20 protein-coding genes are annotated in these 19,462 nt (G+C 63.2%); 9 read left to right on the forward strand and 11 right to left on the reverse strand.

Annotation, left to right across the window (positions count from 1 at the left end):
- Positions 1 to 212: 212 nt before the first annotated feature.
- From AB6804_RS11295 to AB6804_RS11325, 7 genes are all read right to left on the reverse strand, one after another.
- Positions 213 to 1,196, reverse strand: a complete 984-nt coding sequence (locus tag AB6804_RS11295; protein ID WP_370886529.1) for an MDR family oxidoreductase — start codon at positions 1,194 to 1,196, stop codon at positions 213 to 215.
- An 84-nt stretch (positions 1,197 to 1,280) separates the two neighbouring features.
- Entirely contained in the window at positions 1,281 to 1,718 is a 438-nt protein-coding gene (locus AB6804_RS11300) for a PRC-barrel domain-containing protein (RefSeq protein WP_370886530.1), read from the reverse strand.
- Between the two features lie 167 nt (positions 1,719 to 1,885).
- Complete coding sequence (locus AB6804_RS11305; RefSeq protein WP_244795828.1) at positions 1,886 to 2,101, reverse strand: DUF2945 domain-containing protein; 216 nt, start codon at positions 2,099 to 2,101, stop codon at positions 1,886 to 1,888.
- 53 nt (positions 2,102 to 2,154) lie between these two features.
- Complete coding sequence (locus tag AB6804_RS11310; RefSeq protein WP_370886531.1) at positions 2,155 to 2,577, reverse strand: DUF1810 domain-containing protein; 423 nt, start codon at positions 2,575 to 2,577, stop codon at positions 2,155 to 2,157.
- Positions 2,578 to 2,606: 29 nt separating this feature from the next.
- Complete coding sequence (locus AB6804_RS11315) at positions 2,607 to 3,563, reverse strand: aldo/keto reductase (RefSeq protein ID WP_370886532.1); 957 nt, start codon at positions 3,561 to 3,563, stop codon at positions 2,607 to 2,609.
- Positions 3,564 to 3,622: 59 nt separating this feature from the next.
- Positions 3,623 to 3,976, reverse strand: coding sequence for a winged helix-turn-helix domain-containing protein (locus tag AB6804_RS11320; protein ID WP_370886533.1), 354 nt, complete (start codon positions 3,974 to 3,976; stop codon positions 3,623 to 3,625).
- 263 nt (positions 3,977 to 4,239) lie between these two features.
- Complete coding sequence (locus AB6804_RS11325; RefSeq protein WP_370886534.1) at positions 4,240 to 4,392, reverse strand: hypothetical protein; 153 nt, start codon at positions 4,390 to 4,392, stop codon at positions 4,240 to 4,242.
- On the opposite strand from AB6804_RS11325, the gene AB6804_RS11330 reads away from it, so the two are divergent.
- Positions 4,387 to 4,635, forward strand: coding sequence for a hypothetical protein (locus tag AB6804_RS11330; RefSeq protein WP_370886535.1), 249 nt, complete (start codon positions 4,387 to 4,389; stop codon positions 4,633 to 4,635). The two genes, AB6804_RS11325 and AB6804_RS11330, sit on opposite strands and share 6 nt — an antisense overlap.
- Here the strand turns inward: AB6804_RS11330 and AB6804_RS11335 are convergent.
- The 3 genes from AB6804_RS11335 to AB6804_RS11345 are packed head-to-tail and all read right to left on the reverse strand — an operon-like array spanning position 4,632 to position 7,990.
- Complete coding sequence (locus AB6804_RS11335) at positions 4,632 to 6,392, reverse strand: chloride channel protein (RefSeq protein ID WP_370886536.1); 1,761 nt, start codon at positions 6,390 to 6,392, stop codon at positions 4,632 to 4,634. The genes AB6804_RS11330 and AB6804_RS11335 overlap by 4 nt on opposite strands.
- A 34-nt stretch (positions 6,393 to 6,426) precedes the next feature.
- Positions 6,427 to 6,837: a MarR family winged helix-turn-helix transcriptional regulator gene (locus AB6804_RS11340; protein ID WP_370886537.1), complete on the reverse strand. Its 411-nt coding sequence runs from the start codon at positions 6,835 to 6,837 to the stop codon at positions 6,427 to 6,429.
- A 7-nt stretch (positions 6,838 to 6,844) separates the two neighbouring features.
- The gene (locus AB6804_RS11345; protein WP_370886538.1) at positions 6,845 to 7,990 is read right to left on the reverse strand and encodes an HPP family protein; all 1,146 of its coding nucleotides are present in this window, start codon (positions 7,988 to 7,990) and stop codon (positions 6,845 to 6,847) included.
- A gap of 158 nt (positions 7,991 to 8,148) precedes the next feature.
- Between AB6804_RS11345 and AB6804_RS11350 the strand changes: the two genes are divergently transcribed.
- Complete coding sequence (locus AB6804_RS11350; RefSeq protein ID WP_370886539.1) at positions 8,149 to 10,020, forward strand: DUF3857 domain-containing transglutaminase family protein; 1,872 nt, start codon at positions 8,149 to 8,151, stop codon at positions 10,018 to 10,020.
- A 6-nt stretch (positions 10,021 to 10,026) separates the two neighbouring features.
- On the opposite strand, the gene AB6804_RS11355 is transcribed toward AB6804_RS11350, so the two are convergent.
- Positions 10,027 to 11,841, reverse strand: a complete 1,815-nt coding sequence (locus AB6804_RS11355; RefSeq protein WP_370886540.1) for an SUMF1/EgtB/PvdO family nonheme iron enzyme — start codon at positions 11,839 to 11,841, stop codon at positions 10,027 to 10,029.
- Positions 11,842 to 12,136: 295 nt separating this feature from the next.
- On the opposite strand from AB6804_RS11355, the gene AB6804_RS11360 reads away from it, so the two are divergent.
- The 7 genes from AB6804_RS11360 (at position 12,137) to AB6804_RS11390 (ending at position 19,454) form a co-directional block, all read left to right on the forward strand.
- Entirely contained in the window at positions 12,137 to 12,574 is a 438-nt protein-coding gene (locus AB6804_RS11360; protein WP_370886541.1) for a DUF4399 domain-containing protein, read from the forward strand.
- Between the two features lie 35 nt (positions 12,575 to 12,609).
- Complete coding sequence (locus AB6804_RS11365) at positions 12,610 to 13,068, forward strand: DUF4399 domain-containing protein (protein ID WP_370886542.1); 459 nt, start codon at positions 12,610 to 12,612, stop codon at positions 13,066 to 13,068.
- 219 nt (positions 13,069 to 13,287) lie between these two features.
- Complete coding sequence (locus AB6804_RS11370) at positions 13,288 to 13,569, forward strand: hypothetical protein (RefSeq protein WP_035963663.1); 282 nt, start codon at positions 13,288 to 13,290, stop codon at positions 13,567 to 13,569.
- Positions 13,570 to 13,621: 52 nt separating this feature from the next.
- Complete coding sequence (locus tag AB6804_RS11375; protein WP_370886543.1) at positions 13,622 to 13,900, forward strand: hypothetical protein; 279 nt, start codon at positions 13,622 to 13,624, stop codon at positions 13,898 to 13,900.
- Positions 13,901 to 14,106: 206 nt separating this feature from the next.
- A complete protein-coding gene (locus AB6804_RS11380; RefSeq protein ID WP_370886580.1) occupies positions 14,107 to 15,516 on the forward strand; it encodes an efflux transporter outer membrane subunit in 1,410 nt (469 codons plus the stop codon).
- A gap of 85 nt (positions 15,517 to 15,601) precedes the next feature.
- The gene (locus tag AB6804_RS11385; protein ID WP_370886581.1) at positions 15,602 to 18,103 is read left to right on the forward strand and encodes an FHA domain-containing protein; all 2,502 of its coding nucleotides are present in this window, start codon (positions 15,602 to 15,604) and stop codon (positions 18,101 to 18,103) included.
- Positions 18,081 to 19,454 (forward strand): HlyD family efflux transporter periplasmic adaptor subunit, encoded by a 1,374-nt coding sequence (locus AB6804_RS11390; protein ID WP_370886544.1) that lies wholly within the window; start codon positions 18,081 to 18,083, stop codon positions 19,452 to 19,454. Before AB6804_RS11385 ends, AB6804_RS11390 begins: the two co-directional genes overlap by 23 nt.
- Positions 19,455 to 19,462 lie beyond the last annotated feature (8 nt).

The following is a 19,462-nucleotide window of genomic DNA, read 5'->3' on the forward strand; positions in this document are numbered from 1 at the left end:
ATTCGCCCGAAGCGAGCCTGTCAGCGGGCGGCAAGCCGTCAATCAGTTGGCCATTGTGTTTGACGAGCGATTTACCAAAGCCATAAGCTGAGATTATTTAAGCGGCCTCGGGACAAAAGATCTGTGGCAGGTCCGCTGACATAAGCTGAAACCCTCCGCACACGAGACCTCTGACCGTTCCTCCGCGCCGCGTTGCCCGCAGCGCGAACCGATCAACGATTGACATCGACGACGACGCGCCCTTTGATCTCCCCGCGCAACAACTGTTCAGCGACTTCCACGGCCTGAGAAAGCCCGATCGTCGCAGCGACGCCTTCGATCACCGCCACCGGCAGTTCATTCGCAATCGCATTCCAGGCCGCCATGCGCCGTGCGCGCGGCACATAAACGCTATCCACTCCCAGCAGCGCGACACCGCGAAGAATGAAAGGCGCGACCGTCGCCTGAAGATCCATCCCTTGCGCGAGTCCGCACGCGGCAGCCGCGCCGCCATAACGCAAGCTCGCGCACACGTTCGCCAGCGTGTGACTGCCGACGCAATCGACCGCTGCCGCGAAACGCTCCTTCTGTAGCGGCTTCCCTGGCTTTGAGAGCGTCGCCCGATCGATGATATCCGCCGCGCCGAGTTCACGCAGCCGCACGGCTTCCTCCGGCCGTCCCGTCGATGCGATCACGCGATACCCGCGCTTTGCCAGAATCGCCACCGCGAAGCTGCCGACGCCGCCGTTTGCGCCCGTCACGAGCACGTCGCCATCCTGCGGCGCGACGCCGTACTTCTCCAGCGCCTGCACGCACAACATCGCCGTATAGCCGGCCGTGCCGACGGCCATCGCGTTTTGCGTCGTGATGCCGGCGGGCAGCGGGATCAGATGATCGCCCGGCACGCGCGCCTTCTGCGCGAGCCCGCCCCAATGCGTTTCGCCCGCGCCCCAGCCGTTGAGCACGACCGCGTCGCCCGGCTGGTAGTCCGCGTGCGTGCTTTCCTCGACGATGCCCGCGAAGTCGATGCCCGGCACCATCGGAAAGGTGCGGACGACCGGCGCTTGGCCGGTGATCGCGAGCGCGTCCTTGTAATTGAGTGTCGAATACTCGACGCGCACGAGCACGTCGCCCGTACCCAGCCGCGATTCGTCGATCGACTGAATGGACGCGACCGTGCGATCTTCCTGTTTGTCGAGCAAGAGTGCGTTGAACATGAACAGATTCCCGTTGGCGATTGAAGGACGGCGATGCGAAAGCAGCGGCGCCCCGCGCCGCTGCCCGCACACATCGCGTGCGTATCAATGATGCTCGAATTGCGCGCGCGCGACCGGCGTTGCCTTGACCTTCGTGTACTCGAATTCCGGCAGCGCCTTGATGGCGTCCTTCGTCGCGCCCGCGAGCACGAGCTTGCCGTTCTTGAAGTCGAGTTGCTCGATTGGAATCGCGACATCGTGGCGCGACACGCCGAGGAACTGGTTTGCCGCGATGATCGCGAAAGAAACCGAACGGTCGGGCGCGACGATGATGTCGTGTATCACGCCGACGCGCGCGCCCTGATCATTGACAACGGGCTTGTTGAGAATGGACTTCCTGACGCTCCATCCGTCGATGATCGCGGTCGATACTTCGACGGACACGCCGAGCGGCTGTGCGCCTGCAACTTGAGCCAAGGACGGTGTGGAAACGAGGCCAATGGCCGACGATGCGACGAGCGATGCCACGAGTTTCAAGTTCATGTGTTGTTCCTCAAAAGATTTGGCAGACGGTTCTCGACTTGACGCGCACGGTGCTCGCCCACCCTTCATCGATGAGCAAGCCTGTAGCGCGGTAGCAGTGTGACCGTTTACCGTGGCTTTTGCAGGATTGGTGACGCACCGCACCGTACCGGGCGCGGCGGCGAGGCTCAGTGCGAGATTCGCTTCAGCGCATCGCCCTTGTGCACCGCGTGTTTGCCGCTTTTGTCGCTTTCCACTTCGTAGTGCGGATCGTCGTGCGATGCGTTGATCGTGTGGCCGTCGACCTTGGTGCGCTCGGAAATCACGCGCACGATGCGGCCGGTCGTTTCGCCCTGCGGCGTGTTCCAGCTCACGTGATCGTGCAGCTTCAGGCTGTGACTCATGACGTTTTCCCAGAATGATCGTGACGCTGCAGCCGGCGCAACGGTTGTGCCCGTCAATGCAGCCGCGCGAGCGTCGCGTCGTCCGTGCGGCCGCCGAAGTATCGGCGCAGGGCTTCTTCGAACGGGGCGGGGTCGGGCGTGCAGCGGGCGAAGAGCGTCATCGACGAATGAAACTTCATGTCGTCGGGATACCCGAAAATCTGGTCGACGCTGCGGTCCCGCACGCCATTGACGATACCGGTCAGCTCGACGAGGCGCGCGCCCAGCACCGGATGCGCGAGATAGGCCTCGGCTTCCGCGCACGACTGTATCGCGTAATGCTGCGCCATCTGGCTATGCCCGAGCCCCGCGATCTGCGGAAACACGAACCACATCCAGTGCGTGCGTTTGCGGCCGGCCTGGAGTTCGGCGCGCACGTCGTCGATGACGCTGGCTTGTGCATCGACGAAGCGCTGAAGGTTGAACGGATCGCTCATCGTAAGTCTCCCGTCACGCGTGCGTTCGTTCACGCGACCGCTTGCGCGATGCGCTCGCGCAGCCCCGCATCCGGATAGACGCCGATGCCCGCGCGCACGTTGTCGATCATGTATTCACGCCGTCCCGTGCCCGGAATCACGCACGTGACGGACGGATGGCCCAGCACGAATTTCAGCAGAAGCTGTGCCCAGCTCGTGCAGCCGAGTTCCGCCGCGAAAGGCGGCAAGGGCCGGCCGCGCAAGCTCGACAGCAGCGAGCCGCCGCCGAACGGCTGATTCACGATGACTGCGACGCCGCGTTCCGCCGCCAGCGGCAGGAGCCGCGCTTCGGCGTCGCGGTCGTTGGCGGCGTAATTGATCTGCACGAAGTCGACGCGCTCGGAGCGCAATACCGCTTCGACCTGCGGAAAGGCACTCGACGTGTAATGCGTCACGCCGATGTAACGGATGTGTCCCGCCGCCTTCCAGTCACGCAGCGTGGCAAGCTGCGTGCGCCAGTCGAGCAGGTTGTGAATCTGCATCAGGTCGATGCGCGGGGCGGCGAGGCGTTGCATCGATTGCCGCATCTGCGCGATGCCTTCCTCGCGGCCCTCCGTCCAGACTTTCGTGGCGATGAACGCCTTGTCGCGCGCGTGAAGCTCCGTGAGCAGCGCGCCGGCGACGGCTTCGGAACTGCCGTACATCGGCGAGGAATCGATGACCGAACCGCCAGCCGCGAACAGCACGCGCAACACGGCGGCGAGCTCGGCGCGGCGGGCGGGATCGTCGCCGACGTCGAAGGTGCGCCAGGTGCCGCATCCGACGATCGGCAACGCTTCGCCGGTCGATGGAATCGGGCGCTCGAGCATGAGAGAGGGTTCGGCGGACGCCGCCGGCGACGGGCGGGGCAATTGCGCATAGAGCGCCGCGCCGGTCGCGGCGCGCAGAAAGCCGCGCCGGGCGGCCTGGGTTCGGTTGCAAGCGGTCGGTTTCGCGGCGCGGCTCATGGTGTCAGGTTCGTTCGCGGTCGAACCTCAGCATAAACCGCCCCGGCAGACCGGGCGCGCTACTTCTTCTTCGCTTCTTCCAGGCAAGCGGCGAGCTGCTCGAAGTACGCGAGCGCCTTGCGCGTCGGCACGACGGACTTGGTGCGCAGATCGGCGCCGGTTTCGTCCAGCGTGACGAGGCCTTGCTCCTTGAGCCGCGTGAGCTTGCGATGCACGGTGGCCGGCGCGCCCGCCGTCGAGAGCGCCATCGTCTCGGTCACGGTCAGCGCGCGGCCCGCGTGCCATGCGGCGGTGAGCGCTTCGAGCAGCCGTTCCTCGGCGGCATCCAGCTTCGGTACGGACGGCAAGGCCTGCACCGCCTGCGCGAGGTTCAGGAATCGGAAATAGGCGTCGACAAGGTGTTTATTCGCCATGATTTTGCGCTTCCTTAGGCGCTGCGTTTCGTTGCTTAGCGGGTGCGGCTCATCATACTCGTTCGCGTCCCGACACAAAATAACTTATCAAAATGATAAGCAACTGTTATCATGCGGTGATCCGTCTGGCGATGATGTTCACGCATGATCGTCTACCGAGAACCTGAGAGAACAGAGAAAAAGTGGTGGACTGGACGCCGCCTCGCTTCGAGCGAGGCGGCGTTTTTTTGCATGCGCGCTTGGTCTATTGCGGCTTCATGCGGTCAGTAATCGGTCGGGCGGCGGCGCCAGGGTGCAAGCCTGACCATCAGCCACAAGGTCACCTTGATCGTATAGATGACGATCAGGCTGCCGGATAAATCACCGACGACCATCACGACGAAGCGCTTGCCCGTCCCGGCGATTTCGTCGTGCATCGCCAGCCACAACTGATGCAGCAATGGAATACCGGCGCGGCGCATCTCGCGGGCGCGCTGAATCGTCCGGTATGGGTGCTGCTCTCGCAGGCATGCGACCACCGCTGGTACGACTGCCGGCGCTACACGCCGTGGTACGCGTCGATGCGGCTCTATCGTCAGGAACGTCTCGGCGACTGGCCGGTTCCGCTCGCCGACATGTCGGCGGAACTCGCGCAGCGCGCCACGGCAAAGCGCGCCTAGGACTTCTTCAGCGCCTGAGCGCGTCGAAACGTCCTGAACCGTTCCCGCCGATGCTCCTCGTCGAAGTGCGCGCGCGCCGGCTTCACCAGATCGCTGCGCGACACGATGCCCACGAGCCGCATCGACGCCGTGTCCGTCACAACAGGCAGGCGTTCCAGTTCATGCACGGCGAGACGCGTCGCGGCGAGGCGGCACGGTTCGCCGGGAAGCGCGACGACCGGCGGCGCATCCGCGCGGCGCGACAGCACTTCGCCGGCGGTCGCCGCACCGGACGCATCGAGCAGGGCCGCGCGATCCAGCATGCCGACGAGCGCGCCGTCGCGCACGACCGGATACGCCCGGTGCGCCTGCTGCGGCCCGAAGTGCTGCGCGAGCACGTCGTCGATCCGCGTGGCGGCGTCGATGGTGCGGACATCGCGCGTCATGACTTCATCGACGTGATGACGCTCCAGCGGATCGACACCATATTCGCGATAGATGTGATAGCCGCGCCGCGCAATCTTCTCCGTCATGATCGAACGCCGCATGACGACCGTCGCAAAGCCGTGCGCGACGAGCGTCGCCGTGAGCAGCGGCAGGAGCGCGTTGCTGTCGTGCGTGAGGCCGAACGCGAAGACGATGGCGGTCAGCGGCGCGCCCAGCGTGGCGCCGAGCGTCGCGGCCATGCAGACGAGCGGCCATAGCGCGGCGTCGTGGCCGGGCAGGACCGCGCCGAGCACGGTGCCGAGTCCCGCGCCGAGCATCAGGAGCGGCGCGAGCACGCCGCCCGATGTGCCGGACGCCAGCGCGACGACCCAGATCACCGCTTTCACGGCGAGAATCGCGAGCGCGACCTGAATCGCAATGTGCTGATGCAGCAGGTCGCCGATCACGTCATAGCCGACGCCGAGGGCGCGCGGTTCGATGAATCCGCCAATCCCGACGACCAGTCCGCCGATCGCCGGCCACCACATCCAGTGCAGCGGCAGTCTGCCGAACGCATCCTCGAGCTTGTAGAGCGCCGCGGACAATCCCGACGCGAGCGCGCCCGACAGCAATCCTGCCAAGAGACAGGACAAGAGCGACAGCATCTGCGGCGGTTCGGTCTGCATCGGAAAGAGGGCGCCGGTGCCGAACACCATCGCGCGTGCGAAGCCCGCGACCGCGCACGCCAGCGCGACCGGCAGAAAACTGCGCGGCCGCCATTCGAACAGCAGCAGTTCGACGGCCAGCAGCACCGCCGCGACCGGCGTGCCGAACACCGCCGTCATGCCGGCCGCCGCGCCCGCGACGAGCAGCGTCTTGCGCTCCGCGGCGGTCACGTCGATGCATTGCGCAATCAGCGAGCCGAGCGCGCCGCCCGTCATGATGATCGGCCCTTCCGCGCCGAACGGTCCGCCGCTGCCGATGACGATCCCCGACGACAGCGGCTTGAGCACCGCCACTTTCGGCGACATGCGGCTCTTGCCGAAGAGAATCGCCTCGATCGCCTCGGGAATGCCGTGACCGCGAATCTTTTCGGAGCCGAAGCGCGCCATCATGCCGACGATCAGCCCGCCGATCACCGGAATCACGATGACCCACGCGCCCAGCGTGTTCAGCGCGGGCGAGCGGTCCGCGATGGACAACGTTCCGAAGAAGAACAGGTTGGTGAACAGGTGGATGAGCGCGAGCAGCACGACCGCCGCGAGCGTGCTGATGCCGCCGATGATCGCCGCGAGTCCGCATATGCGCAGCAACCTGTCGTTGACGGAGAAATCGCGTTTGTGATGATTCATGCCTTCGCTCCCGAACCAGAAAACTGCGGGTGACTCAGAGGTCGATCTGCGGCACGCGAAACGCGCCTTCCAGCGACTTCAGCTCCGCGCGATGCAGCGCCGCCAGCCGCGCGAGCACTTGCTCGCCGCGCGGCTCCAGATGCACCAGCACTTGCCGCCGGTCTTCCGCGCTCGGTTCGCGCCGCACGAGGCCGAGCGCCTCGCAGCGCGTGACCAGCGCCACCACGCCGTGATGCTGCGATTGCAGCCGCTCGGCCAGCTCGCCGACCGTCGCCCAGGCGCGGCCGGGATAGCCCTTGATATGCAAGAGCAGCAGATATTGCAGCGGCGTGATGCCTTCCTCCTGCGCCGCGCGCTCGGAGAATCGTTCGAATCGCCGCATCTGATAGCGGAATTCGGATAGCTGCTCGAAGTCGGGCTTGGCGAGGGTGCGGGGCGGTTTCATCGTTGCATCAGGCGCTCCGGCGCTCGCCCGCAAAACTCTGGCGATACAGCCCGGAAATAAGGTCGGTTTCGGTGATCATGCCGAGGAGGCGCTCATCGCCATCGACGACCGGAATGTGGTGATGGCCGAAGTCCGCGAACATCGGCACGAGGTCGGCGATGGCCGTGCGCGCGTTCACGGTGCACACGTCGGTGGTCATCAGCGAGGCGATGCGCGGCGGCGTCGCCGATGGCCCGCGCATCAACCGCTCGACGGCGCGTCTGAACGGATGGCGCGGCGTCGCGCGATGCGCCGGCGCGAGATCGGCGCGCGTCACGATGCCGATGACGCGGCGCGTCGCATCGATCACGGGAAGCGCCTTCACGCGATGCCTGGCGAGCAGTGCAAGCGCGTCCTGCGCACTCGTTTCCGGCGATACGGCGACGACCGCGCGGGACATAATGTCCGCGCATGAAAACTCGGTGAAGCGGCGCGCGTAGGCCTGCAACTGCGTTTCGCGCAGCAACGCTTCGAGATCGTCAGGATCGATGTCGAGCATTTCGCTGCGGCGCGCGAGCACGGCTTCGAGATCGGTGCGCAGGAACGACGCCGCATCGGGCGATTTCGGCGCGGCCTGCGCGACGTGCGGATAGCGGTGGCCCGTCAGCGCATGGAACACGATCGCCGAGCACAGCAGCGCGAACGACTGGATCGCGACCGGCGCCAGCACGAAGCCGTAGCCGAGCGCGTGGATCGACGGCCCGCCCAGCACCGCCGTCAGCGCGACCGCGCCCGAGGGCGGATGCACGCAGCGCAGCGCGAACATCGCGCAGATCGCGAGGGCGATGGCGAGGGCGGCGGCATCGACGGGATCGTGGATCAATGCGGCGCACGTCACGCCGACGATCGCCGAGACGAGGTTGCCGCCGATGATCGACCACGGCTGCGCGAGCGGGCTCGCCGGCACCGCGAACAGCAGCACGGCGGAAGCGCCCATCGGCGCGATGAGAAACGGAATCGCCAATGCATCGCCGACCAGCAGATGCGCGATGCCGCCCGTCAGCGCAATGCCGATGAGCGCGCCGACGCCGGCGCGCAGGCGCTCGGTCCATCGGAGCGTGACCGGAGCGGGAAGAAAGCCGTGTAACCAGCGGAGCAGAACGGGGCGCGTCACGTTACTCGATCGTGAGATTGAAGGTGTCGAATGGGGACGGCGAGCCCGGACGGTGCGCGCCAAAGCGTGAAATTATATCGCAACGTGATACAAATTGTCGCGGCCGGTTCCGCTCCTGTACGATGGACGCTCGCACCGTTTCCTTTCGTCGATCCGCCATGAAGCGCTTCCCGCATGCACTGGCGTTGCTGATGGCCGCACTGCCCGCGTTCGCCGCGCCGCCCGTCGCGCAAGGCGGCGACGATCCTTCGACCATCGTGAGCGACGTTCACGAGTTCATCGTCGCGGACGACGGCTCCGTCACCGAGGACGACGAAACCGTGCTGCGCGCGAACACGCCGGCGGGCATCGACGAAATCGCCCAGCGATATGTCTGGTATGACCGCAGCGTGTCGAAGGTGGAGATCGTCGAGGCGTATTCCGTCGATGCAAACGGCGCGCGCCACGATGTATCGCCCGACCAGATCCGCGACATTCAGGAGCCACGTTCGGCGGGCGCGCCGACGTTTCAGGACGCGAAACTGCGCGCGGTGATTTTTCCGGCGGTTGGCGTCGGCTCGACGGTGCACCTGCATTTCAGAAAGAGTCAGGCCAGCCCGGTCATCCCCGGACAGTTCAACTATTTCGTCGAGCCGGGGCAGCGGCCCGTGCTGGACCAGCGCCTCGTGTTCGATCTTCCCGCGGCCAAACCGCTTTACGCCGATGCTCGCGGCTTTACCGCCGATCCGCCCGTGACCGCGAACGGCCGCACGCGCTATGCGTTTGGTTATCGCCGCGAGCGCGTGGCGCGCATCGAGAGCGGCTCGGTCGGCTATGCGCAGTACGGCGACCGGCTGATGGTCTCCACGTTCCCGGACTACGCGGCGTTTGCGGCGAGTTATCGCGGGCCGGCCGTCGACGCCACCGCCGGCGACCCGGCGATACGCGCGCTCGCCCAATCGCTGACCGCCAGCGACGCCGATGCCCGCGCGAAGGCCAAAACGCTGTACGACTGGGTGCGCCGCAATATCCGCTACGTGGCGATGTTCATCGGCCAGAGCCCGGCGGCGCCGCATCGCGTGACGGAAGTGCTCGCGAACCGCTATGGCGATTGCAAGGACCACGTGGCCCTGTACGGTGCGTTGCTCGATGCCGTCGGCGTGCGCAACGAAGCCGCGCTGATCGGGCTCGGTTCGGTGTATGCGCTGCCATCGGTGCCGGGTTACGGAGCGGGCGCGATCAACCACGTCATCACGTATCTGCCGGAACTCGGCATGTATGCGGACAGCACGGCGTCGAGCGTCGAGTTCGGTTTCCTGCCGCTCGCCAATATGGACAGGCCGACGGTGCTCGTCGCATCGGGCGTGCTGTCGCGCACGCCACCGACGCAGCCGCTTGCTCGCACGGCGCGGCTGCAGATAGATGTCGCGCCGGAGGGCGTGGCGAACTTCGCATACTGGGTCGAGGATGCGGGATGGAGCGCAGAAATCGAACGCATGAATCTTCGGCTCGCGAGCAGCCAGCGGCGCGATCAGATCGCGGCAGACCGCTTGCGATACACGAATTTGCGCGGCGCTGGCGCGCTCACCACGAGCGATGTCGACGCCACGAGCGGCCCGTTCGCGACGACGCTGCGCGGCACGCTCGACGAAATCGTATGGCCGACGGGCACGACCGCGCTGCCCGCGCTGACGAGCCTGTCAGGCGGCATCGCGACGCAAACGCGCAACTGGCTTGCCGAACGCACGCGCACGCAGCCGTACTTGTGCGTCGGCGGCGCTTACGACGAAGTCGCGCAAATCGCGCTTCCCAGGGCGATGCAAGTTGTGGAAGTCCCCGACGATGTCGACGTGACGAGTGAATTCTTTGAGTATCGTTCGCGCTATGTGTTCGATCCGTCGACGAACGTGATTCAGGTGTCGCGCACGCTCGATGCGCGCTTTGGCAAGCAGGTCTGCTCGCCCGATGATTTTCAGGCGGCCTTGCCCGCTTTCAAGAAAATAGAGCGCGATACGCAAGCGCAGATCATTGTTAAGTCATCCGTACGATGAGTGATTTCATTGCGCATCGCGTGCAACACGGAAGCCGTTCTGCGACTGGCGCACGCTTGCGCTGTATTTGAAGCGCGTCGCCGACTGCATATAGGCCGCTCCTTCGCGCCACGATCCGCCGCGAATTACGCGCACCGAGCAGGAGGGATCGTCCCATGCACGGCCGTCGGCGGGGGCGTTCTTGTACGAGCTATGCCAGCAATCGGCGACCCATTCCCATACGCTGCCGTTCGTGTCGTATAGGCCGAATGGATTGGCGGCGAACGAGCCGGCGGGCGTCGGCGCGTCGGCGCGATACGGCTCGCCGCAGTCCTTGCAATCGGCGGTGCCTTTTTTCATCTGCTCGCCCCACCAGTAAGTGCTCTGCGTCCCGCCGCGCGTGGCGTATTCCCATTCGGCTTCCGTTGGCAGGCGATACGGCTTGCCGCCCACCTTGCTCAGCCATTTCACATAGACCTGGGCGTCGTCCCAACTGACATTGCGCATCGGCGAATTGGCGACCGGCGCGGCGGCGCTGCTGTCCGGAGCGATGCGCGTGCATGCGCCCGCATCCGCACAGGCGTTCCATTGCTCGACGGTCACTTCGTATTTGCCGATAGCAAAGGGCCGCGCAATCGTCACGTGATGCGGCGGCTTCTCGGCGGGATCGTCGTTGTTGCTGCCCATCGTGAAGCTGCCGGGCGTAATCGCGATCAGCAATGGACACGCAGCGCAGTCCTTGATTTCGCTGGCGGCGGCCTTGACGGTCGTGTTGGCGTTGGTAGCGGGCTTTGTCGCGACCGCTGCAGAGGCGGCGGCATCCTGACGTGGCTTGTCTGCCGTCACTGCGGGAGAGGCAGGCTTGCCGGGCGGAGGCGCAGCGGGCTTCGCCGTTGCGCTTGCACGCAACCGGTCGATGCGCGCCTTGGCAAGCGCCGCAAAGCGCCCGTTCGGATACGCCTTGAGATACGCCTCGTAATCGCTGGGATACATGCTGTCCTTGATCGAATCCCAGAAGGTCAACTCATATTGCTCGTTGCTGTCCTTCGGAAGAATGCCGCGCGTGCGCACCGGTGTTTCGTCGGCGGCCGTCATTTGCATGATGGATACTTGCCGCCCGACCTCGTTGCGTAAAGTCGATGCGATCCACGGTTGCTGAGCACCTTGCGATTGGCGAGCGACGTCGAGAGCGGCGGCATCGAACAATGCGGGCGATACACGCCGTTGTCCGCGCAGTTGCCGCAGAATCGCTGCGGTGAACACGCCGTTGTGTTCGCTTTCGGATGCCAATGTATCCGGCGATGCTGCAAACGCAACGAGCGTGCGCGGCGGCAAATCTAGCGTGCGGGCGGGCGTTTTTCCGAAGGGATGGCTGAGGCACGTATCCAGCACGACGATGTTATTCGCAAGCGGCCTTCGATGCGCCAGTCTCGCGATTAGATCTCGCACTGCAACGCCTTTTGTCATCAGTTGAAGCGGCGCATTCTCGTGAACGTCGATCGGCAGCAGCATTGCGTCGCCGGCAGCCTGAATGCCGTGGCCGGCGAAATAGAAAAGCGCGTTATCACGGGGACCGAGACGATCGACGAAGGCATCGATCGCATGCTGCATTGCGTCTGCGTCGACGTTCGTCAGTTGCGTCACGTCAAAGCCCAGCGACGAGAGTGCGGCGCTCACATCCCCGGCATCATGTTGCGCACCCGGCAACGCACGTTCCGCATAATCAGCATTACCGACGACAATCGCGACGTTATGCACGGCAGGCGGAAAGGGCGGCGACGGAGACGGGGCGAACGCCACGCCGATCATGAACATGCCTGCGATGAATAGAATTCGCCACATCTTCATATTCTTTACGTCCGGCTGGAGTGAGCGGCAAGCGCAGCGAACACCTTGCAACGTAGTGCGCTGACCTACCCAGCAACGATATCACGCTGTCTTTCGGCGTTTAATCCCCTAAAAGAAGGGATGCGAATGCGGTATACGCATCCCTTCCGACGCACGTATCTTTTTAAAACGTTACGTCCTAATCTGGAAGCGAACTCCACGCGGCATGTCGAGCACGGACGTGCGTCTCATCGCGAAAACGCGGGCGACTGCCGGATCTCCTGTTGCTTTCTGAAGAGGCATCCACGACATGCTGAGAAGAACCGTGCTGGGCGCACTGGCTTCGCTTGCCGCCCTGGCCGCCGATAGATCTTTCTCGGCGGGGCGTGGCCGCACGCCTGCGCCGGCGAATGCGGAGGCCTCCATCATCTGGCCGTCCGACGGCGCTGTGATCAGCGGCGGCAAGCTATGGGTGCGTATGGGCTTGCGCAACATGGGCGTCTGTCCGAAGGGCATCGACATGCCGAACGTCGGCCATCATCATCTGCTGATCGATACGGACTTGCCGCCGCTCGATCAGGAGATTCCGTCCGACAGAAATCATCTGCACTACGGCGCAGGCGAAACCGATGCGCGCGTCGAATTGCCGCCCGGAAAACATACGCTGCAATTGCTGATGGGCGATTACAACCACGTACCGCACGACCCGCCTGTTTATTCGAAGAAGATTACGATCACGGTGACGTGAGGCGGGCGTAACGCGTAACGCCGAGGGCTTACGACATGAAACTGCATAAGGCTGGCGCGCTTGCGCGCTCCCGTTCGCTTCTGCTCGTCGCGCTGCTCGCGGCGCCGTTCGATCTGAGCTTCGCGCAAGGCGGACCGACGCCCGCGGCCGCAAACGCTTATGCGTATATCGGCTATCCGAACAACGGAGAGACGATGCCTGCGGGAAAGCCTTTCCGCGTGTGGTTCGGCTTGCGCTTCATGGGCGTCGCGCCGCGCGGCGTCAAGTTTCCAAACACGGGCCATCACCATCTTCTGGTCGATACGGACTTGCCGCCACTCGATCAGGAGATTCCGTCGGACCGCAATCATCTGCATTACGGAGCGGGAGAAACCGAAGCGATGATCGAGCTTGCTCCGGGCAAGCACACGCTTCAGCTTCTCATGGGCGATGACCGCCATATTCCGCACAACCCGCCGATCTACTCGAAGAAGATCACCATCTACGTGAAGTGAACGCTGTCTGTGAGACAGAAACAGCTGGACTGCGAAGTGTTGGAGGCGAGACGTCAGTGCGATATCGAGCGAACCGCCCGTCGAATCGCTCTGATGCTTGTGCAGCAAGGAAGACGGCCAAAAGCGCGAAACATGGCACACCTCATGCGTTTAAGTGGCCCGAGCAGACAGATGCTCGAACCCACCCAAACGCGCGATGCGCACCCAAGGAGAACCACCATGACGACGCTGACCATCCTGGACCTTCCCGTCACCGAACAACTCGATCGCCGTGCGATGTCGGCCGTACGCGGCGGCAGTTCGTTTTACTTTCCCGGCTATGTGTCGAAGTACGACCTGACCTTCAACACGCAACAACTCATCGACCAGAAGCAGAGCACTGAAAACCATAACGGCGTGAACGTCGCGTTCGGCGAGGACATCACGTCGAATGTTAAGCCGAAGCAGGAAGCGCATAACACCAGCAACATCAACATCGGTTCGGGCTTCATGGTCCGCTGATCGACGCGCGTGCTTTCCATACCCGCCTACGCCTGGCCAGGAGCCTGAAATCATGTCCACATTGAGCATCCACGATCTCGTCCATCACGCCGAAATGAACGGCGCCGAAATGTCCGCCGTGCGTGGCGGCATGGGCCTGTACTTCCCGAGCTACAGCTCGAGCTATAGCCTCAGCGCGAACACGCAACAGCTTGCCGATCAGGCGCAGCAGACGTTCAACGTCAACGGCGTGAACGACGCTTTCGCGCATGACATCAAGTCGAAAGTCGAGCCGCAGCAAAAGGCGCACAACGACAGCAGCATCAACGTCTACGGGCCGTACGTGCTGTGATCGTGCCGGAAGAGGAAGGCCGCGCAGCGACGCGGCCTCGGTAAGCGGAGTACGGGGAACTCCGTCGCATGAACCGCCTTGAACGGCGGCGTGGATTGCCCGTCGTTCCCGAGACGGCGAGCAATCCGCATCGTGACCGCGCTGCGTCACTGGCGCGCGAATTCCCATCATCAACGTGAGCGCCGGAGTCGATCGTGCCAGCTCTGTTGTCATCGTTGTGCCGGACCATCGGATGTGCGAGTGTATGCGTGTCCGTGCTTCTGGCGGGGTGTATTGACGTGAAAGTGCCGGTTTACAAGCGTCCCGATACGCCTGAGAAAACCGCCTTTACGACGTTCGATGCCCCGAAGGTCGCCGCCGCCGACACTATCCAGCCCGACTGGTGGAAGCAGTTTCGCGATCCCTATCTCGATGCGCTCGTCGACAAGGCGATCCAAGGCAACTTCGATATCAAGGTGCTGGCCGCGCGCATACAAGTTGCAGGCGCGCAAATCGGCGAGGCGAGAGCGGGTGCACTGCCGACGATGGATGTCGGCGCGGGCGCGAGCTTCGAGAAGACCACGGGTCAGCCGTTCTCGAAGCAATACAACCTCGGCACGCAGGTCAACTGGGACATCGACATCTGGGGCGCGGTGGAAAAAGGCGTACAGGCGCAGAAGGCCGAGTTCCACGCGACCGAGGCCGACTGGCGCGCGGGCTATCTGCAACTCGTGGCAAGCGTATCCACGACCTATTTCCAGATTCTTCAGTTCGATGATCAGATCGAGCAGCAGAAACAGACCATCGCGACGAATCAGCAGATCCTGACGATCTTCGAAGGGATGGAGAAGAATGGCCTCGTGCCTCATACGCAGGTGCTGACACAGCGCGCGGAGCTCAACCGCCTGACGCGGGAGTTGCTCGATTTGCGCCGCTCGCGCGATCTTGCGAACAACGCGCTGGCAACGCTAACCGGCGTTCCGGCGGGCGAGTTCAAGGTGCCCGATGGTCAACTGCAAAAGCGCGTGCAGATTCCGCCTGTGCCGTCTGGCTTGCCGTCGCAATTGTTATCGCGCCGGCCTGACTTGATCGCCGCCGAATACCGCGTGCTTGAATCGTACGATCTCGTCGGCCAGGCGAAGCTCGCGCAACTGCCGACCATCAGTCTCACCGGGCGCGGCGGAACGGCGAGCTTCGCACTAACGGACTTATTGAAGTCCTTCACGTTCAGCTTTCTACCCAGCATCAACATTCCGATACTCGACCCGAGCGTGCGTGCTCACGTCAAGACAACGCAGGCACAAACGACCGTCGTCGAACAGCAGTATCGAAGCACGGTGATGGGCGCTTTTGAAGAAGTCGAGAATGCGCTCGTCAATCTCGATGCTCACACGAAGCAGCGCGACGAGTTGCAGCAGGAAGTCGCGCATCTGACCATCGTGGCGGCGCAAATCGATGCGCAACTCAAGGAAGGCGTGATTTCGCAACTCCAGGTATTCGAGACCGAGCGTACGCTTTTGGCCGCGCAGCTTGCGTTGCTCGCGAATCATCAACAGATGCTCTCGGACACGGTGACGTTATACAAGGCGCTCGGCGGCGGATGGCCCGCAGTCGATGTGCAAAGCGCTGCTAATTGACTACGACGATGCGTGACTTAAACTCAAGACTGCCGCCGCATGCGCTTTGCACCGAGGGCGGCTGGACGAACCTTGCGACGTGAACATGGCCCCAGGCGATCCGATAGCGGAACAGCAGCCAAGCGTGGGCGAGGCGTTCGACGTCCTTCTCAAGCCCGTGTCGCGCGACGATCCGGGCAATTCGCTGAGCGAAATACGCATCGATGAAAATCTCTTCGCGATTGGCCGCGCGGAGCCGCCTTTTGATGAAAGCCCGCCCGACGCTGTGGCGCAACTATCACGCCGGCATGCGCGTATTTTCATTGAACACGGCGACGCCTATATTGCGGACCTCGCGAGCAAAAATGGCACGTCGGTAAATGGCACGCCCGTGCGCGACGTCCCCGTGCGACTGCGAGATGGCGACGAAATCGCCTTTGGCAACCGGCTCACGTATCGCGTACAGTTCGTGCCGCGCAAACGCCGCACGCGCGTTCCCAGGCCGCTCGGCATCACGCTCGTGCCGCAACACGACGATCGCGGACTGCTGCCCATCGAAGTCGTGCGGTTTCCGTTTCTGTTCAGCAAGAGCGATGAAACATTCGCGCGGTATCGCGACGCATATCCGCATCAGGTGAACTACGTATCGCGGCGCCACGCGCATTTGTTCGTCAAAGGCGGTGCGCCTTTCGTCGAAGACCTCGGCAGCACGAATGGCACGTTCGTCAATGGACAGCGAATCGCCGATCACGCGGTCGAGCTGAAGAACGGCGACACGGTCGCATTCGGCGGCACGCACTTCGCCTACCGCGTTCATCTCCATGGCGACGAGAGCGAATCGACGCTCACCGAATTGGTCCAGCCATCCGCGGCCGCAAAAGCCGAGGCCGAGCAGGACAACGACAAGACGACGTTCGTCGGCTCGGCGCACTCGTTCCTCGATATCTTCTGCATCGACCAAGCCGCTCCCGCCGACGACGAAGTCAACGAGGACGCACACGCCGCCACGAAAGACGTGCATTCTGTCAAACATTCGGGCAAGCGGACGAAAGTCGCGCTGTTCATGGCGGAATTGCGCAAGGCGTTCGCTCCCGACGACCCGCGCGCCGCCAGACGCACACGCATCGTCGTTGCGTGCATCGTCGTCGCATTGATCGCGGCCGGAATTGCGCTCTTTTATGGAGGGTCGTCGGAACGTCGCGCGAAGTCGCTGATGGCAAGTGGCGACTATACGCAAGCCGCCGCCTTCAGCGACGGATATCTGAAAGGGCATGCCGATGACGCACGCTTCACGGCGATGAACACGGAGGCCGTGCTGAAATCTGGCGTGCCGCGCTGGCTCGACGCCTTGCGTGCAGGCAAATACGCCGATGCGGATGTCATCCTCGCGCAGATGCAAACGCTGGGCGCGCACAATCCGGACGTGCGTTCGATGCTCGACGAACTCGGCTGGATAGGCAAGCTCGAACGCTTCGTGATTGGGCGCGGCGGACCCGATGCGCCCATTCGCATGTACGTGGATGAAGCAAGCATCGCAGGCATTCTCAAGCATTGGGAAGCGGACGCGACGGGTCATCAACGCGATCTCGATCGCATCGCGGGATACGTGCCCGAGTTTCGCGAACCCTATGCGCTCGCATTGAGTCACTTGCGCAAGCTGCAAAGCGACGATTCAGCTTATCTGACGGCTATCGACCGGCTGAATGCGAGCATCGTCAAGAGTCTCGCTGATGACGATCCCGATGCCATCGACGCGACTCTCAAGGAATACGCTGAAAAGTATCCACGCCTCAGCGGCCTCGATCGCGTTCGCGCCGATGCGAACGCCTACGCGAACCTCAAGCGCGCAATGAGCGAGCCGAGCCTCGCGCCAGTGGTTGCGGCCTTGAGCAAAGCGAATTTCTCGACGCCGCCGTTCAAGACGCGCTTTGCTCAAATGAGCGCAAGTCAGTTGCCACCGGCGGATGTGCTTGCGCAATACGCGGCGGTGTTGGCCGCATGGACGAATGGAAATAGCGCACGCGCCATCGATGCTTTGCAAAAGCTTCGGCAAGGAACGTGGACGCCAATCGTTCAAAAGGAAATCGCGCATAAGCAATCGGTCGCCGCGCAGTTCGCGGACTTGCAAAAGGCGCGCGGCTCCAAACAGTATGAAGATTCGGTGCTTTCCTTCAACGAAACTCTGGATGCACAGAGTGATGCATATTTCGCGAAAGCAGTCGCACCTGACATTGCTGCGCTGAAAAGCAAGGCAGCGTCCCGCGCGCAATCGTTGATGAATCAGGCGCAAACACTATGGACACGCTATCGGACCAACGGCGGCATTGGCGGATCGCAGCGCCTTGAATCGGGCGTATCCGAGACGTTCCGCACACAGGCGCGCCTCTTGTTGGATGCGCAAGACACAGCCGCGCGTGGCATGCGAATCCTGAAACAGGTCAACGGCGATCCTGAGAAATGGGCAGCCCTCAAAGGCGATATCGACAACGAAGTGGATCTGCAACGGCGTTCGCTGCAGGACCTCCGTATGGTGCTCGAGCCGGCTTTGCTGCAAAGCAAGCTCGCGTTGCTCAAAGGAGAAGGCGATGAAGCGCGACGCGCCCCTTAAGCCGTTCTCCGAGGCGCTGGAGGTTCACGGTGCGGAGGGCGTCGCCATTCTCACGGCCGAACCGCTCAAGCTGACGCGAGCGCTCATCTATGCGATGGTATCGCTCGTGGCTGCCGCGCTCGTGTGGTCCTTCGTCGGTCATGCCGATGTGATGGTGACGGCGCAAGGCACGCTCGCGCCGGAGTCGGAAGTGCGCCGCTTTTATGCGCCGATCGATGGCGAACTGGCCGACTTGTACATTGCCGAAGGGCAACCCGTTCGCAAGGACGATGTCGTCGCTCGTCTCAACGCGCGCGGCGCGATCGAGGCGGCCACGAATGCGCTGGAAGCGCAACTCAAGCTCGACGATGCCGAGCGTGAGTGGAAGCAGTTTCCGGAAAAGAAGCTGCTCATGGAACGCAGGATCGTGGCGCTCAGGAATCAGATGGAAGTGGAAGAGCATCAGCATCAACAGCGCGTGACCGAGGGCACCAGCAAGCTCGCTGAAGGGCAGAAGGCGCAACTGCAGGAACAGCGCAGCACGCTCGAAAATGCTCGGCGCGCACGCGATGCCGCGAAGAACGAACTCGATCGTTTCACCCGCCTGTTCGCGTTGCCGGGCGGCGGCGGCGTGTCCGAATCGCAGGTCGATGCCAAGCGCAATATCTACCTCGAAGCGGACGGGGCCTATCGCGTCGAGCAGGCGAAGCTCGCGGAACTGGACTTCCGTTTGAGTCATGAATTCACTCAGGCCAAAGCGCAACTCGAAACGAGCGGTCAGGAATCGACGAATCTCAGGCTGCAATACGAGGCGGCCATGCGGGAAGTCGCAAGCACGGAAGACAAGTTGCGTCTTCAATTGCAGACGGCGCGGCTCGTCGCGGACGCCGCGGCGCGCATTCGCTTCGAGAACATCGACAAGGATAATTTCTTGTTGATACTGGCCCCGGTGTCGGGCGTCGTCACGGATGTGACTTCCACGCAGCCCGGCGACAAGATTCAGGCGAATACGCCGCTTGGCGGCATAGCGCCCGCCAATGCCCGTCCTGTTTTGAAGATCGAAATTGCAGAGCATGATCGCGCGTTCCTGAGAGAAGGGCAGCGCGTCAAGATCAAGTTCAATGCATTCCCCTATCAGCGCTATGGCGTGATCGACGGCACGCTCGCGTTCATCTCGCCCGCTGCCAAACCAAGCCCGGCGACGAAACAGCCCGTGTATGAAGGTCGCGTCACGCTGGATCGCGACTACTACCAGATTGGCGGCACGCGATATCCGCTGCGCTACGGCATGACCGCGGCGGCGGAAGTCGTCGTGCGTGAACGGCGGCTCATTGACATGGGCCTCGATCCATTCCGCAACGTGGCTGGCTAAACCAAACG

Origin of the sequence: Caballeronia sp. RCC_10 (assembly GCF_041360715.1) — a bacterium.
Classification (GTDB): Bacteria; Pseudomonadota; Gammaproteobacteria; order Burkholderiales; family Burkholderiaceae; genus Caballeronia; species Caballeronia grimmiae.

Bases quoted from the DNA above. Each gene is read 5' to 3' on its own strand.
- AB6804_RS11295 (WP_370886529.1), bottom strand. From the start codon at position 1,196: ATGTTCAACGCACTCTTGCTCGACAAACAGGAAGATCGCACGGTCGCG.
- AB6804_RS11300 (WP_370886530.1), bottom strand. From the start codon at position 1,718: ATGAACTTGAAACTCGTGGCATCGCTCGTCGCATCGTCGGCCATTGGC.
- AB6804_RS11305 (WP_244795828.1), bottom strand. From the start codon at position 2,101: ATGAGTCACAGCCTGAAGCTGCACGATCACGTGAGCTGGAACACGCCG.
- AB6804_RS11310 (WP_370886531.1), bottom strand. From the start codon at position 2,577: ATGAGCGATCCGTTCAACCTTCAGCGCTTCGTCGATGCACAAGCCAGC.
- AB6804_RS11315 (WP_370886532.1), bottom strand. From the start codon at position 3,563: ATGAGCCGCGCCGCGAAACCGACCGCTTGCAACCGAACCCAGGCCGCC.
- AB6804_RS11320 (WP_370886533.1), bottom strand. From the start codon at position 3,976: ATGGCGAATAAACACCTTGTCGACGCCTATTTCCGATTCCTGAACCTC.
- AB6804_RS11325 (WP_370886534.1), bottom strand. From the start codon at position 4,392: ATGCACGACGAAATCGCCGGGACGGGCAAGCGCTTCGTCGTGATGGTC.
- AB6804_RS11335 (WP_370886536.1), bottom strand. From the start codon at position 6,392: ATGAATCATCACAAACGCGATTTCTCCGTCAACGACAGGTTGCTGCGC.
- AB6804_RS11340 (WP_370886537.1), bottom strand. From the start codon at position 6,837: ATGAAACCGCCCCGCACCCTCGCCAAGCCCGACTTCGAGCAGCTATCC.
- AB6804_RS11350 (WP_370886539.1), top strand. From the start codon at position 8,149: ATGAAGCGCTTCCCGCATGCACTGGCGTTGCTGATGGCCGCACTGCCC.
- AB6804_RS11355 (WP_370886540.1), bottom strand. From the start codon at position 11,841: ATGTGGCGAATTCTATTCATCGCAGGCATGTTCATGATCGGCGTGGCG.
- AB6804_RS11360 (WP_370886541.1), top strand. From the start codon at position 12,137: ATGCTGAGAAGAACCGTGCTGGGCGCACTGGCTTCGCTTGCCGCCCTG.
- AB6804_RS11365 (WP_370886542.1), top strand. From the start codon at position 12,610: ATGAAACTGCATAAGGCTGGCGCGCTTGCGCGCTCCCGTTCGCTTCTG.
- AB6804_RS11370 (WP_035963663.1), top strand. From the start codon at position 13,288: ATGACGACGCTGACCATCCTGGACCTTCCCGTCACCGAACAACTCGAT.
- AB6804_RS11375 (WP_370886543.1), top strand. From the start codon at position 13,622: ATGTCCACATTGAGCATCCACGATCTCGTCCATCACGCCGAAATGAAC.
- AB6804_RS11385 (WP_370886581.1), top strand. From the start codon at position 15,602: ATGGCCCCAGGCGATCCGATAGCGGAACAGCAGCCAAGCGTGGGCGAG.
- AB6804_RS11390 (WP_370886544.1), top strand. From the start codon at position 18,081: ATGAAGCGCGACGCGCCCCTTAAGCCGTTCTCCGAGGCGCTGGAGGTT.